This is a genomic window from Thermopolyspora flexuosa, assembly GCF_006716785.1.
Lineage (GTDB): Bacteria > Actinomycetota > Actinomycetes > Streptosporangiales > Streptosporangiaceae > Thermopolyspora > Thermopolyspora flexuosa.
Genome location: NZ_VFPQ01000001.1, coordinates 2,381,600 through 2,394,806 on the forward strand (window position 1 = coordinate 2,381,600; position 13,207 = coordinate 2,394,806).

Here is a 13,207-nt window from a genome sequence, read left to right on the forward strand (position 1 = left end):
TCCCTGTTCCCGATCCGAGTGACGTCGCAGGTATTCACATAATCAACAGAAGGTGAAAGCAAGGGAATCCTATGCCTTGGAACGGCTCAAGGGTGGTTCCTCGGTGAATGGCTGGTCGTTTTTGTTATGTCGCAAATGTGATTGCGGCCCCTGCCTGCGGGCCGGCCCGATGATTTAAGTGGGAGATGGGTGTCCGCGGCGTCTGGCGGCTTTCGGCCACGGTCCGTGGGGAGAACGGAATGCTGTCCGGCAGCCATGTGCGGGCCGATCCAGCGCCACAACGCTTCTGCGGACTCTCCCGCCACGGTTCCGGCCAACCCGCACGCCCGCCGCCGGGCTCATCCGCGCCAGGGCCGGTCCGAGGCCCGATCCACCGTCACCGATTCGAACGCCGAGCCTCACAACGCCACCCACCCCGAACAAGATGGCCCCACCGGACCTTCCGGCAGGGCCATCACGCGTACAACCTGCGCGGCGACGCCGCGCGCATCGATCCCGGCAGGATCTCGCTCTCCGCCGCTCAGGGCGAGGCCGGGCGGACCAGGCCCGGCGGGATCTTGCTCGCCGCGGCGCGGTCGAGCAGGAACAACGTCTCCTGGCGCCCGCGCGCCCCGGCCGCGGGGACCTGGATGGGCCCGGCGTCGGAGAGGGCTAGCCGTACGGCGGTGGCCTTCTCGGCGCCCGCCGCGACGATCCACACCTGGCGGGCCGCCCGGATGGTGGGCAGGGTGAGCGAGATGCGGGTCGGGGGCGGCTTGGGGGAGCCGTGGACGGCCACCACGGGGCGCTCGTCGTAGAGGGCCGGCATGCCGGGGAACAGCGAGGCCACGTGGGTGTCCGGGCCCAGGCCGAGCAGGAGGAGGTCGAACGACGGGACCGGGCCGTGGTCCTCGGGGCGGGCGGCCTTGCGCAGCGCCTCGGCGTACGCCTCGGCGGCCTCCTCGGGGGAGAGGCCGGAGTCGGCGGCCGGCATCGGATGCACCCGCTCGGGGTCGACGTCGACGTGGTCGAGCAGGGCGCGGCGGGCGCCGGTCTCGTTGCGCTCCCGGTCGCCGGTGGGCAGGTAGCGCTCGTCGCCCCACCAGATGTCCAGGTTCCGCCAGTCGACGGCGACGTGCGCGGGGTTGGCGGCCACGGCCGCGAGGGTGGCGATGCCGATGGTGCCGCCGGTGAGCACGATCGAGGCCGAGCCCTTCGCCGCCTGGGCGTCGACCAGGCGGGTGATGAGCCGGGCCGCGACCGCCTGGGCGAGCACCTCGGCGTCGCGGTGCACGACGACGGTGGGGGTGCTCACACCGCCTCCCGGGCGAGCCACCGGATCGCCGACGCGTACACGTCGTCGGGGTCGAGCCGGCGCAGCTCCTCGGCGAGCAGCTCGGACGCGGGACGGCGGGCGAGCGCGACCTGCCGCGGCGCCTGGCCGGGGCGGACCAGCGTGGCCTGCCGGGCGTCCTGCCGGGTCACCACGATCTCGCCCGCGGCCGCGGTCAGCCGCACCTCGGTCAGGCCCGGGCCGGAGCCGTACCCGACCCGGATCGGCGCGCCGAGCCGCTCCGACAGCCACGCGGCGAGCAGGCAGACGCTCGGGTTGCGCTCGGCGCCCACCACCAGGCCCTCGGTGACCTCGCCGACCGGCTGGTCGAACGCGGCGGCGAGCAGGCTGCGCCACGGCGTCAGCCGGGTCCACGCCATGTCGGTGTCGCCCGGCACGTACCCGTCGGCCCGGGACCGGATCGCCCGCACCGGGTCTGGGCTCGCCTTGGCGTCGGTGATGCGCCGCTGCGCCAGCAGGCCGATCGGGTCCTTCGCCGGGACCTGCGGGCACTCGCCCGGCCACCACGCCACCACCGGGGTGTCCGGCAGCAGCAGCGGGCTCACCACCGAGTCGGCGTGCTCGGTGAGCTCGCCGTACAGGCGCAGCAGCACGACCTCGCCCGGCGTCGACTCGCCCATGCGGATCTCCGCGTCGAGGCGGGTGCCCTCGTCGTCGTCCCGGGGGATCACCACGAGGATGCGCGACGGGTGCTCCCGCGCCGCCTCGGTCGCGGCCCGCACCGCGTCGTACTGCCGGGCCTCGTCCGCCACCACGATCAGCGTCAGCACCATGCCGATCGCCGGGGCGCCCATCTGGTGACGCAGCTTCGTCAGATGCGCGTCGATCTTGGACGCCGTGGTCGAGGTGAGCATGAAGCTCGTCACACCGCCTCCCCTTCCGCCGTCGCCGTGCGCGCGGTCACAGCCGCCTCCAGGACCTGCCGTCGCGCGCCATCAGCTCGTCGGCCGACTTCGGGCCCCAGGTGCCGGCCGGGTAGTCCTCCGGCGGGCCCTGCTTGGCCCAGAACTCCTCGATCGGGTCGAGGATCTGCCAGGACAGCTCGACCTCGGTCTGGTGCGGGAACAGCGGCGGGTCGCCGATGAGCACGTCGAGCAGCAGCCGCTCGTACGCCTCGGGCGAGGACTCGATGAACGACTCGCCGTAGGCGAAGTCCATCGTGACGTCGCGGACCTCCATCGCCGTGCCCGGCACCTTCGACCCGAAGCGCACCGTCACGCCCTCGTCCGGCTGCACCCGGATCACCAGCGCGTTCTGGCCGAGGATCTCGGTGTCGGTGCTGCTGAACGGCAGGTGCGGGGCGCGCTGGAAGATCAGCGCCACCTCGGTGACCCGGCGGCCGAGGCGCTTGCCGGTGCGCAGGTAGAACGGCACCCCGGCCCAGCGGCGGTTGGCGATCTCCAGCTTGATCGCCGCGTACGTCTCGGTGGTGGAGTCCGGCGGGATGCCGTCCTCCTCCAGGTAGCCCTTGACCGGCACGCCGCCCTGCCAGCCGGCGGTGTACCGGCCGCGGGCCGTGCCGAGCGCCAGGTCGTGCGGCAGCCGTACCGCGCGCAGCACCTTCTCCTTCTCCCGGCGGATCGCGTCGGCGTCGAAGAACACCGGGTCCTCCATCGCGGTGAGCGCGAGGAGCTGGAGCAGGTGGTTCTGGATCACGTCGCGCGCGGCGCCGATGCCGTCGTAGTAGCCCGCCCGGCCGCCGATGCCGATGTCCTCGGCCATCGTGATCTGCACGTGGTCGATGTACTCGCGGTTCCACACCGGCTCGAACAGGTTGTTGGCGAACCGCAGCGCCATGATGTTCTGGACGGTCTCCTTGCCCAGGTAGTGGTCGATGCGGAACACCGAGGACGGCGGGAACACCGCGTCGATGATCGCGTTCAGCTCGCGCGCCGACTGCAGGTCGTGGCCGAACGGCTTCTCGATGACCACGCGCCGCCACGACCCGCCGGAGGAACGTGCCAGGCCGGTGCGCTGCAGCTGGCGGATCACGACGGGGAAGGACTTCGGCGGGATCGACAGGTAGAAGGCGTAGTTGCCGCCGGTGCCCCGGGTCGCGTCGATCTCGCGCAGCGCGGCGGCGAGGTTGTCGAACGCCGCGTCGTCGCCGAACTCGCCCTTCACGAAGTGGATGCCCTGGCGGAGCTGGTGCCAGACCTCCTCGCGGAACGGCGTGCGGGCGTGCTCCTTCACCGCGTCGTGCGCGATCTTGGCGAAGTCCTCGTGCGTCCAGTCGCGGCGGGCGAACCCGACCAGGGAGAACCCGGGCGGCAGCAGCCCGCGGTTGCCCAGGTCGTAGATCGCCGGCAGCAGCTTGCGCCGCGCCAGGTCGCCGGTGACGCCGAACAGCACGAGCACGCACGGTCCGGCCACCCGGGGCAGGCGCTTGTCCCGCGGGTCGCGCAGCGGGTTGGCGGCGGCCACCGCCGGGCTCGTCGACACCTCGGCGACCGCCGCGGCGGCGGTCCACGCCTCGTCGGCGGGCGCCCGGCCCTCCAGTACGGCGGGCCCGGAGGCGGCCGGCGCGGCGGCCTGCGCCGCGTCCGGCCGCTCCTGCCGCTCGGTGTCCCCGCCGGCGCGCCCGGCGGCGTCCTCGTGCGGCGAACGATCGATCATCACAGCTCCTGTGCGACGGCGAGCAGGTGGGAGACCCCCGCCGCCCGGTCGGTCAGGTGGAGACGTACGGCGGGCCGCCCGCGGCCGACCAGCGCCCGAAGGTCGCCGAGCGCCTGGGCGAGCTGCAGCCGCCCCAGCGTGTACGGCTTGCCGGGCACCGCGACGTCCTCCGTGACCGCCCCGGTGACCTGCAGGAACACCCCGTTCTGCGGCCCGCCCTTGTGGTACTGCCCGGTGGAGTGGAGGAACCGCGGCCCCCAGCCGAAGGTGACCGGCCGCCGGGTGCGCGCCGCGAGCAGCCCGCGCAGCGTGGCCGGGTCGTGCGCCCGCCACGCCTCGGCCGTCTGCCCGAGGGACGCGTCCTTGCCGGTGGGCGTGTCGAGCGCCGCCCACCGGTCGAGGTAGGCCATCACCGCCAGGTAGCCGTCGTCCGGGACGGCCCGGAGCAGGCCGGTGAGCACGTCGGCGAGGTTCTTCGCCCCGTCCGGCACCTCGCCGTACACCTCGACCGGGCCGTCGACGAGCGCCGGCGAGCCGGTCGGCAGCGGGTCCTCGCCCGCCTCGGCGAGCAGGCGCGAGGTGTTCTCCTTCGACTCGGCCACGTTCGGCTGGTCGAAGGGGTTGATGCCGAGCAGCCGCCCGGCGATCGCGGTGGCGTACTCCCACACCAGGAACTGGGCGCCGAGCGGTCCCTCCACGCGGAACGCGCCCTCCGGGCCGATGTTCACCACGAGCTCGTCGTCTGCCCCGGTCGGGTCGGCGCCGACCACCGGCAGGATGCCGGTGCCCTGCTTGCCGGTGGACTCGGCGATGAGCTGCTCGATCCAGTCGGGCAGCCCGGTGATGTCGGAGAGCGTGTCCTGCAGCAGCAGCTTGTTCCGCCCCGCGAGCGCCTGCGCGCCGAGCGCGGCACCGAGCAGCAGGCCCGGGTTCCCCTCGTTCGCCGCGAGCGACGGCAGCACCTCGGCGGCCTCGTCGAGCAGGCGGGCCACGTCCGCGCCGGCGAGCGCGCTCGGCACCAGGCCGAAGGCGCTGAGCGCGCTGTACCGGCCGCCGACGTTCGGGTCGGCGAGCACGGTACGGTAGCCCGCCTCCTTGGCGACCGCCTCCAGCGGCGAGCCCGGGTCGGTGACCACGATGATGCGCTCGGCCGGGTCGATGCCCGCGTCCCGGAACGCCTGCTCGTAGACGCGGCGGTGGCTGTCGGTCTCGATCGTCCCGCCGCTCTTGCTCGCCACCACCACGACCGTGCGGTCGAGCCGGTCGGAGACCGCCCGGCGCACCTGGTCGGGGTCGGTGGTGTCGAGCACGGTGAGCGGGACGTCGGCGGTCGCGCAGATCACCTCGGGGGCGAGCGAGGAGCCGCCCATCCCGGCGAGCACGACGTGGTCGAGGCCGCGCTCGCGGATCTCGGCGGCGAGCTCGCCGAGCCGCGGCAGCAGCTCCCGGCTGCTCTTCGGCAGGTTCAGCCACCCCAGGCGGATCGCCGCCTCGGGCTCGGCGTCCGGGCCCCACAGCGTGGGGTCACCGGCCGCCAGAGCCGCCGGGACCCCCTCGGCGGCCAGCTTCGCCGCCGTCTCCCCGGCGAGCGCGGCGGCCGCGTCGTCGCCGAACGTTACCGACGTGTTCATGAATCCCCTCTATGCGCGGTTTGTCGCAGTGTCTGCGATGGGTGACGCGGGCGCCCCCGGCCCGCGGTGGGCCGCCGCCGGTCAGGCCTTCTTCAGCTCCCCGGCCACGGTCTCCAGCAGCTCGTTCCAGGACGCCTCGAACTTCGCCACGCCCTCGTCCTCGAGCACCCGCACCACGTCGTCGTAGTCGATGCCGACCTTCTTGAGGCGGTCCATCACGGACTTGGCGTCCTCGTAGAAGTCGCGCACCGTGTCGCCGGTGATGCGGCCCTGCGCGGCGACGGCGTCGATGGTCTTCTCCGGCATGGTGTTCACCGTGCCGCGGGTGACCAGCTCGTCGACGTACAGCGTCGGCGAGTACGCCGGGTTCTTCACCCCGGTGGAGGCCCACAGCGGCCGCTGCGGCCGGGCGCCGTCGGCGGCGAGCGACTCCCAGCGCGGGGTGTTGATGTACTCCTCGAACGCGGCGTGCGCCAGCCGGGCGTTGGCGACCGCGGCCTTGCCGCGCAGCTCCAGCGCCTCCGGCGTGCCGATCGCCTCCAGCCGCTTGTCGATCTCGGTGTCCACCCGGCTGACGAAGAACGACGCCACCGACTCGATCGTGCTCAGGTCACGGCCGGCCGCCCGGGCCTGCTCCAGGCCGTCCAGCCAGGCCTCGATCACCGCCCGGTACCGCTCGATGGAGAAGATCAGCGTGACGTTGACGCTGATGCCCTCCGCCAGGCAGCGGGTGATCGCGGGCAGCCCCTCGACCGTGGCCGGGATCTTGATGAGCAGGTTGGGACGGTCCACCAGCCACCACAGGGCGCGGGCCTCGGCGACGGTGCGCTCGGTGTCCCGGGCGAGCCGCGGGTCCACCTCGATCGACACCCGGCCGTCCTTGCCGCCGCTCTCCCGGTAGACCGGCATGAGCACGTCGCAGGCCCACCGGATGTCGTAGGTGGTGAGTGCCCGTACGGCCTCGCCCACGTCGACGCCGCGCAGCGCCAGGTCGTGGAGCTGCTCGGCGTAGGCGTCGCCCTTGCGCAGCGCCGCGGCGAAGATCGTCGGGTTGGAGGTGACGCCGGACACCTCCTTGGTGCGGATGAGCTCCTCGAGGTTGCCGGAGCGCAGGCGGTCGCGGCTGATGTCGTCCAGCCAGATCGACACGCCCTGGGCGGTGAGGGCCTTCAGGTTCTCGCTCATGCTGGTTCCTCAGTTGCCGGTCGTCTCGCCCTTGTCTGCCCCCGTCTTCGCGAGGCTCGCCTTCGCCGCGGCGGCGACGCGCTCGGGAGTGAAACCGAACTGGGTGAACAGGGTGCGGTACGGCGCGGAGGCGCCGAAGTGCTCGAGGCTCACGATCTGCCCCGCTTCCCCGACGAACTCCCGCCAACCCAGGCCGACACCCGCCTCGACGGCGACGCGGGCGCGGACCGAGGGCGGCAGCACGGTCTGGCGGTAGGCGGCGTCCTGGGCGCGGAACCACTCCACGCACGGCATCGACACCACCCGGGTCGGGATGCCCTCCGCCTCGAGGATCTTGCGGGCCTCGACGGCGAGCTCCACCTCGCTGCCGGTGGCGATGATGATCACGCGCGGCTGCCCGTCGGAGGCGTCCTCGAGGATGTAGCCGCCCCTGCCGACCTTGTCCGCGTCCCGCGTGCCCTCGTACACCGGCACGTTCTGCCGGGTGAGGCACAGGGCCGTCGGCCGGTCGGTGTGCTCCAGGGCGAACCGCCAGGCGGCCGCGGTCTCGTTGGCGTCCGCGGGGCGCACCACGTCGAGGCCGGGGATGGCGCGCAGCGACCACAGGTGCTCCACCGGCTGGTGGGTCGGGCCGTCCTCGCCGAGGCCGATCGAGTCGTGCGTCCACACGTAGATGACCGGCAGCTTCATCAGCGCGGCGAGCCGTACCGCCGGGCGCATGTAGTCGCTGAACACCAGGAAGGTGCCGCCGTACGGCCGGGTGCCGCCGTGCAGCGCGATGCCGTTGAGGATCGCGCCCATGCCGTGCTCCCGGATGCCGAAGTGCAGGGTGCGCCCGTACGGCCCGCCGGGGAACGCCTTGGTCTGGTACTCCTCCGGGACGAAGGACGGCTCGCCCTTCATCGTGGTGTTGTTGCTCTCCGCCAGGTCGGCCGAGCCGCCCCACAGCTCCGGCAGCACCGGCGCGAGCGCGGTGAGCACCTCGCCGGAGGCCTTCCGGGTGGCCATGCTCGTGCCCGGCTCGAACGTGGGCAGCGCGTCGGTCCACCCGGCCGGCAGGTGACGCGCGGAGATGCGGTCGTACAGCGCGGCCCGCTCGGGGTTGGCGGCCCGCCAGCTCTCGAACCTCTTGTTCCACTCGGCGTGCGCCTGGCGGCCCCGCTCGACGACCTTGCGTGCGTGCTCGAGCACATCCGCAGGTACGTCGAAGCTGACGTCGGGGTTCATGCCGAGGATGCGCTTGGTGGCGGCGACCTCCTCCGGGCCGAGCGCCGAGCCGTGGATCTTGCCGGTGTTCTTCTTGTTCGGCGCGGGCCAGCCGATGATCGTGCGCAGCTTGATCAGGGTGGGCCGCTCGGTCTCGGCGCGCGCGGCCTCGAGGGCCTCGTGCAGCTTCTGCACGTCCTCGTGGTAGCCGCCGCCCTCGGTCCAGTCGACGGTGAGGACCTGCCAGCCGTACGCCTCGTAGCGCTTGCCGACGTCCTCGGAGGTGGCGATCTGGGTGTCGTCCTCGATGGAGATCTTGTTGTCGTCGTAGACGACGACGAGGTTGCCGAGCTTCTGGTGCCCGGCGAGCGCGCTCACCTCGTGGCTGATGCCCTCCTGGATGTCGCCGTCCGAGGCGAAGCACCAGATCATGTGGTCGAACGGGCTGGTGCCCGGAGGCGCGTCCGGGTCGAACAGGCCGCGCTCGCGGCGGGCCGCCATCGCCATGCCGACGGCGTTCCCGATGCCCTGGCCGAGCGGGCCCGTGGTGGTCTCCACGCCCGCCGTGTGGCCGTACTCGGGGTGGCCCGGGGTGCGGCTGTCCCACTGCCGCAGCGCCTTGATGTCGTCGAGGGTGAGTCCGTACCCGGACAGGTAAAGCTGGATGTACAGCGTCAGGCTGGAGTGACCGCACGACAGCACGAAACGGTCACGGCCCGGCCACGTCGGGTCACTGGGGTCGTGCCGCATCGTACGCTGGAACAACAGATAGGCGGCAGGAGCAAGGCTCATCGCGGTGCCGGGGTGGCCCGAGCCCGCCTTCTCCACCGCGTCCATCGCCAGGGCGCGTACCACGTCGACGGCCCTGCGGTCGAGGTCGCCCCACTCCAGGGACGGCACGAGTTCGCTGCTCAACTGCTCGATCTCCAGATCTGGTCGTGTCACATGGCGCCGGGGTTGTGTTCCCGCCCCATAGGCGACCCTAGTGGGTTCCCGGGCGATCCGAGGCGTTGACACCGGTTCCCTGTGCTTCCGGTCGACCTGTTACCAGGGAACATGCGGCACCTTTTCGCAGCAGAAAGGATGAAACATGCACAAACGTGATCGCATGCGGTGCCCTGCCGAGGGGGCGTCACCCGTTCTCTGATAATGGTTGTGACCAGGCACGATGCGGCCCGGGGCGGGGCTAGGGCCGGGTCAGATGCAGACCCGGCGACCGCTGCGACTACAGTGAGTTCCCGGGCTGATCCGAAGGCCCTCAGACCCTGGATCCGCTGCGAAAAACACGAGGTTACGCGTTGACCCCGCACCCATTGGACGCGCCGTGACGGTCCTGACGAACAAGCACTCGGTGGCCACCCTGCAGCCGCTCGACCCGATGGTCGCCGGCTCGCGGCGCACCCTGTCCGAGGTGGTGGGGGCGTACGTCGCGCTGACCAAGCCGCGGATCATCGAGCTGCTGCTCATCACCACCCTGCCGGCGATGTTCCTCGCCGCCGACGGGTTCCCCCCGCTGTGGACGGCGCTGGCGACGATGGTGTTCGGCACCCTGTCGGCCGGCAGCGCCAACGTGCTCAACTGCTACATCGACCGCGACATCGACGCGCGGATGCGCCGTACCCGCCGTCGCCCGCTCGCCCGGCACCAGGTCTCGCCGCGCGCCGCCCTGGTGTTCGGCGTCACGCTCGGGGTGATCTCCACCCTCGGGCTCGGCCTGACGGTGAACTGGCTGGCGGCCGGGCTGTCGCTGCTCGCGATCCTCTACTACGTCTTCATCTACTCGATCCTGCTCAAGCGGCGTACCGCGCAGAACGTCGTGTGGGGAGGCGTCGCCGGCTGCATGCCGACGATGATCGGCTGGGCGGGCATCACCGGCCGGGTCGACTGGGCCCCCCTGGTGCTGTTCGGCGTCGTCTTCTTCTGGACCCCGCCGCACACCTGGACGCTCGCCATGCGGTACCGCGAGGACTACGCCGCCGCCGAGGTGCCGATGCTGCCGGTGGTGGCGAGCGAGCGCCGGGTGGCGATCGAGAACGTGCTCTACACCTGGGCCACCGTGCTGTGCTCGCTGCTGCTGTGGCCGCTCGCGAACGTCACGCCGTTCTACGTGGGCGCGGCCGTGGTCCTCGGCGCCGTGATCCTGTGGGAGGCGCACCGCCTGCTCGCCCGCGTCAACGCCGGGCTCACCGGGGTGGCGCTGCGGCCGATGCGCTTCTTCCACCTGTCGAACGCCTACCTGGCGCTGCTGTTCCTCGCGGTCGCCATCGACTCCCTGCTCTAGGGAGTGCCCCGAAGGCGGCGGCCGGGCCACCGGCCGCCGCGTGATGTGCCGGCGTGCGTGCCCGTCCCACGCGCGCCGGCACGTTGCGTCCGCGACCCTTTCCCGCGTACCGGGCGCTCCGGCCCGTCCCCGCGGCCCCGAGCCGTTTCCGCCGCGGGTTTTTCGCCCCTCCGTCTCGGCCTGCGGTGCCGTCGCCCTCCCGAGCTCTGCGTGTGTGGCCGCCTCATGCCCAGGATTCTTTGTAATTCCGAAATTTTGGAACATCGGATAGAGTGGGCGGCATGAACGTCTTCCTCAGTGCACTGCTGACCGCTGCCCTCGCCGCCCCCGCCGGTGCCGTGGCCTCGGCCGCGGACGAGTTCAAGGACGCCGAGTCGGTCCTGGCGTACCTCAAGGCGCACCGGGACGACGTCGCCCTCGTCGCCGAGGGGATCCGGCACAACGCCGACCGGCTCGCCCCGGTCGCCTCGGCGATCAAGATCGTTCACCTCGCCGCGTACGCCGACGCGGTGCGGTCCGGGAAGGTGAGCCCGCGCGAGCGGGTGAAGGTGAGCCGGTGGAACGCCTACCACGTGCCCGGCACCGACGGCGGCGCGCACGAGGCGGCGCTCAAGCGGCTCAAGCCCGGCGCGACCGTCACGCTCGACCAGCTGGTGTCGGCGATGATCGAGGAGAGCGACAACGCCGCCGCCGACCTGCTGCGCGACCGGCTGGGGCCCGCCGCGCTCAAGCGGATCGCCGGGACCCCGGTGGGCACCTTCAACGGGGAGATCCTGCGCGCCTTCGCCGGGTGCCGGCTGTCCGCCGACGCCTGCCTCAAGCGCCACGTCGCGGGCCACCGCATGACCCCGGTCCTGCCGTCCTTCGAACGGCAGGCCGCCTGGGCCGAGACCGTGAACCGGGTACGGCCCGCCGTACTGCGGGACGTGCTCGCCCGGCTCGCCAAGGACCCGACGGCGCGCAAGCACCTGGAGTGGCCGATGCGGCAGCCGGGCGCCGACCCCGGGACGCTCGTCATCGGCACCAAGGGCGGGTCGCTGCCCGGGGTGCTGAGCGAGGCCACCTACACCGTCCGGCCGGGGGAGCGGCCGCGGCACACCGTGCTCGCCCTGCGCCGGATGCCGGAGCGGACCTGGTTCTCCGCGATGCAGAGCTATGCTCATCAGCGGTTCATGCTGCAGGTGGCCACCGACCCCGCCTTCCGGGCACGGGTGCGGGCCGCCCTGAAATAGATCGCGAAATGGGGCACCACTGGCCAGCGTTGAGGATCGGCTGAAGGATCTCGAGGAACGGGTCGCCGCCCTCGAGGCGAGGCTCGCGGACGTGGAACGGGACGGGGCCGCGGCGCCGCTCGACGCCGGGGCGGACGCCGACGGCTCCGGCGTGCTGCACTACGGCGGCCAGGCCGCGCTCGGCGGCTACCACTGGTCCTGGGAGATCCGCCGCCCGCCCGCCTGGCTGCTGCGGCGGCCGGCCGGGCCGATCGCCGCGGTGCTCGCCGCCGCCGGGCACCCGGCCCGGTTCGAGATCCTCCAGCTCCTCGCGACCGGCCCGATGGCGATCGCCGACCTGCAGGCCCGGCTCCACCTCGGCTCGCCGGGCCAGCTCTACCACCACCTCAAGACGCTCACCGCCGCCGGGCTGGTGGAGCAGCCGGAACGCGGCGTCTACCGGGTGCCCCCGCACGCGATCTTCCCGGTGCTCGCCCTCGCCGCCGCGGCCGTCGACGTGGCCGAACGCGGCGGCGCCGCGCCGTCCTGAGCCCCGGCGTACCGGTCTTTCGGCTCAATCGGGACAAAGGCCTGTGCCGAGCGATCACTGATCGTTAGGATCATGATCGAAGGTTCCCGGGCTGAGAGGCGGTGGCGATGGGAGACGAGGGCAACCCGCTGCGGTGGTCGGACCGGCCTGAGCTCGGCCCCGACGTGCTGGCGAGGATCGACACGTCGGTGCCGCACCCGGCGCGGGTGTACGACTACTGGCTCGGCGGCAAGGACAACTTCGAGGCCGACCGGAAGGTCGCCGAGGCGGCCATCGCCGCGACGCCCGGCGTGGTGGAGGGCGCCCGGGACAACCGCGCGTTCCTCGGCCGGGCGGTCCGGTACATCGCCGAGCAGGGAATCGACCAGTTCCTCGACATCGGCACCGGCATCCCCACCGCGGGCAACACGCACGAGGTGGCGCAGGCGGTCAACCCGGCCGCGCGGGTGGTGTACGTCGACAACGACCCGATCGTGATGGTGCACGCGCGGGCCCTGCTGCGCGGCACCCCCGAGGGGAGGACCGCCTACATCGAGGCCGACCTGCGCGACCCGGAGAGCATCCTCACCCACCCCGACACGCTGGAGGTCCTCGACTTCTCCCGGCCGATCGGCGTGATCATCGTCGGCACCCTCATGCACATCCGGGACGAGGACGACCCGTGGCGCGCGGTCAAGGGGTTCACCGACGCGGTCTGCCCGGGCTCCTATCTGGCGATCACCCACCTCACCGCCGACTTCGAGCCGGAGAGGATGAACGCGCTGGCCAACAGCTACAACACCGGCCCGCTGTGGGTGACCCTCCGCACCCGCGAGCAGGTGGAGCGGTTCTTCGAGGGCTTCGACCTGGTCGAGCCCGGGCTCGTGCCCACCTTCGCCTGGCGCCCCGACGGCCCGAAACCCGAGGCCCTGATCCCCGGGTCGTACGGCGCGGTCGGCCGCAAGCGCTGAGCACACGCGGCCGCCGGTCGCGGCGGGCGGGCGGCCGGCCGGCGGCGATGGTTCGCGGGTGGCCTGCGGGACCACCATGGCGGGCAGACCGGGGCATTCAGTGTCATGCCCCTCTCCAAGGGAACAACGACCTCACCCCCGTTGTGCCGGTGTGACGGGTGACCTTCCGGACACCCGTGGATGTTTGGAGAAAAGGTTGATATCGCCTGCCCTGGGGACGGACATGTCCTGCCTGGTCGATTAC

Annotated in this window: 10 protein-coding genes; 4 read left to right on the forward strand and 6 right to left on the reverse strand. The window is 72.4% G+C overall.

Going from position 1 to position 13,207, the window contains the following annotated elements; genetic code table 11:
* Positions 1-520: 520 nt before the first annotated feature.
* From pgl to tkt, 6 genes are all read right to left on the reverse strand, one after another.
* On the reverse strand, positions 521-1,294 hold the full coding sequence (pgl, locus tag FHX40_RS10000) for a 6-phosphogluconolactonase (protein ID WP_142259348.1): 774 nt from the start codon (positions 1,292-1,294) through the stop codon (positions 521-523).
* The gene (locus FHX40_RS10005) at positions 1,291-2,187 is read right to left on the reverse strand and encodes a glucose-6-phosphate dehydrogenase assembly protein OpcA (RefSeq protein ID WP_211350421.1); all 897 of its coding nucleotides are present in this window, start codon (positions 2,185-2,187) and stop codon (positions 1,291-1,293) included. The genes pgl and FHX40_RS10005 overlap by 4 nt, the downstream gene beginning before the upstream one ends.
* A 46-nt stretch (positions 2,188-2,233) precedes the next feature.
* Positions 2,234-3,949 (reverse strand): glucose-6-phosphate dehydrogenase, encoded by a 1,716-nt coding sequence (zwf, locus tag FHX40_RS10010; protein WP_229788139.1) that lies wholly within the window; start codon positions 3,947-3,949, stop codon positions 2,234-2,236.
* Positions 3,949-5,580: a glucose-6-phosphate isomerase gene (locus FHX40_RS10015; RefSeq protein WP_142259350.1), complete on the reverse strand. Its 1,632-nt coding sequence runs from the start codon at positions 5,578-5,580 to the stop codon at positions 3,949-3,951. Before FHX40_RS10015 ends, zwf begins: the two co-directional genes overlap by 1 nt.
* A gap of 81 nt (positions 5,581-5,661) precedes the next feature.
* Positions 5,662-6,765 (reverse strand): transaldolase, encoded by a 1,104-nt coding sequence (tal, locus tag FHX40_RS10020; RefSeq protein WP_142259351.1) that lies wholly within the window; start codon positions 6,763-6,765, stop codon positions 5,662-5,664.
* A gap of 9 nt (positions 6,766-6,774) precedes the next feature.
* Positions 6,775-8,808: a transketolase gene (tkt, locus tag FHX40_RS10025; protein ID WP_229788382.1), complete on the reverse strand. Its 2,034-nt coding sequence runs from the start codon at positions 8,806-8,808 to the stop codon at positions 6,775-6,777.
* A 541-nt stretch (positions 8,809-9,349) separates the two neighbouring features.
* Between tkt and FHX40_RS10030 the strand changes: the two genes are divergently transcribed.
* The 4 genes from FHX40_RS10030 to FHX40_RS10045 all read left to right on the forward strand — a co-directional run bounded on the left by FHX40_RS10030 (position 9,350) and on the right by FHX40_RS10045 (position 12,963).
* Complete coding sequence (locus FHX40_RS10030; RefSeq protein WP_142261675.1) at positions 9,350-10,252, forward strand: heme o synthase; 903 nt, start codon at positions 9,350-9,352, stop codon at positions 10,250-10,252.
* Between the two features lie 281 nt (positions 10,253-10,533).
* A complete protein-coding gene (locus FHX40_RS10035; RefSeq protein WP_142259352.1) occupies positions 10,534-11,484 on the forward strand; it encodes a serine hydrolase in 951 nt (316 codons plus the stop codon).
* Between the two features lie 91 nt (positions 11,485-11,575).
* The gene (locus tag FHX40_RS10040; protein WP_229788140.1) at positions 11,576-12,013 is read left to right on the forward strand and encodes a helix-turn-helix domain-containing protein; all 438 of its coding nucleotides are present in this window, start codon (positions 11,576-11,578) and stop codon (positions 12,011-12,013) included.
* 107 nt (positions 12,014-12,120) lie between these two features.
* Positions 12,121-12,963, forward strand: coding sequence for an SAM-dependent methyltransferase (locus tag FHX40_RS10045; protein ID WP_142261676.1), 843 nt, complete (start codon positions 12,121-12,123; stop codon positions 12,961-12,963).
* Positions 12,964-13,207: the final 244 nt, after the last annotated feature.

Coding starts and splice junctions, on each gene's coding strand:
- FHX40_RS10005 (WP_211350421.1), bottom strand. CDS start 2,187: ATGCTCACCTCGACCACGGCGTCCAAGATCGACGCGCATCTGACGAAG.
- zwf (WP_229788139.1), bottom strand. CDS start 3,949: ATGATCGATCGTTCGCCGCACGAGGACGCCGCCGGGCGCGCCGGCGGG.
- FHX40_RS10015 (WP_142259350.1), bottom strand. CDS start 5,580: ATGAACACGTCGGTAACGTTCGGCGACGACGCGGCCGCCGCGCTCGCC.
- tal (WP_142259351.1), bottom strand. CDS start 6,765: ATGAGCGAGAACCTGAAGGCCCTCACCGCCCAGGGCGTGTCGATCTGG.
- tkt (WP_229788382.1), bottom strand. CDS start 8,808: ATGGACGCGGTGGAGAAGGCGGGCTCGGGCCACCCCGGCACCGCGATG.
- FHX40_RS10030 (WP_142261675.1), top strand. CDS start 9,350: ATGGTCGCCGGCTCGCGGCGCACCCTGTCCGAGGTGGTGGGGGCGTAC.
- FHX40_RS10035 (WP_142259352.1), top strand. CDS start 10,534: ATGAACGTCTTCCTCAGTGCACTGCTGACCGCTGCCCTCGCCGCCCCC.
- FHX40_RS10045 (WP_142261676.1), top strand. CDS start 12,121: ATGGGAGACGAGGGCAACCCGCTGCGGTGGTCGGACCGGCCTGAGCTC.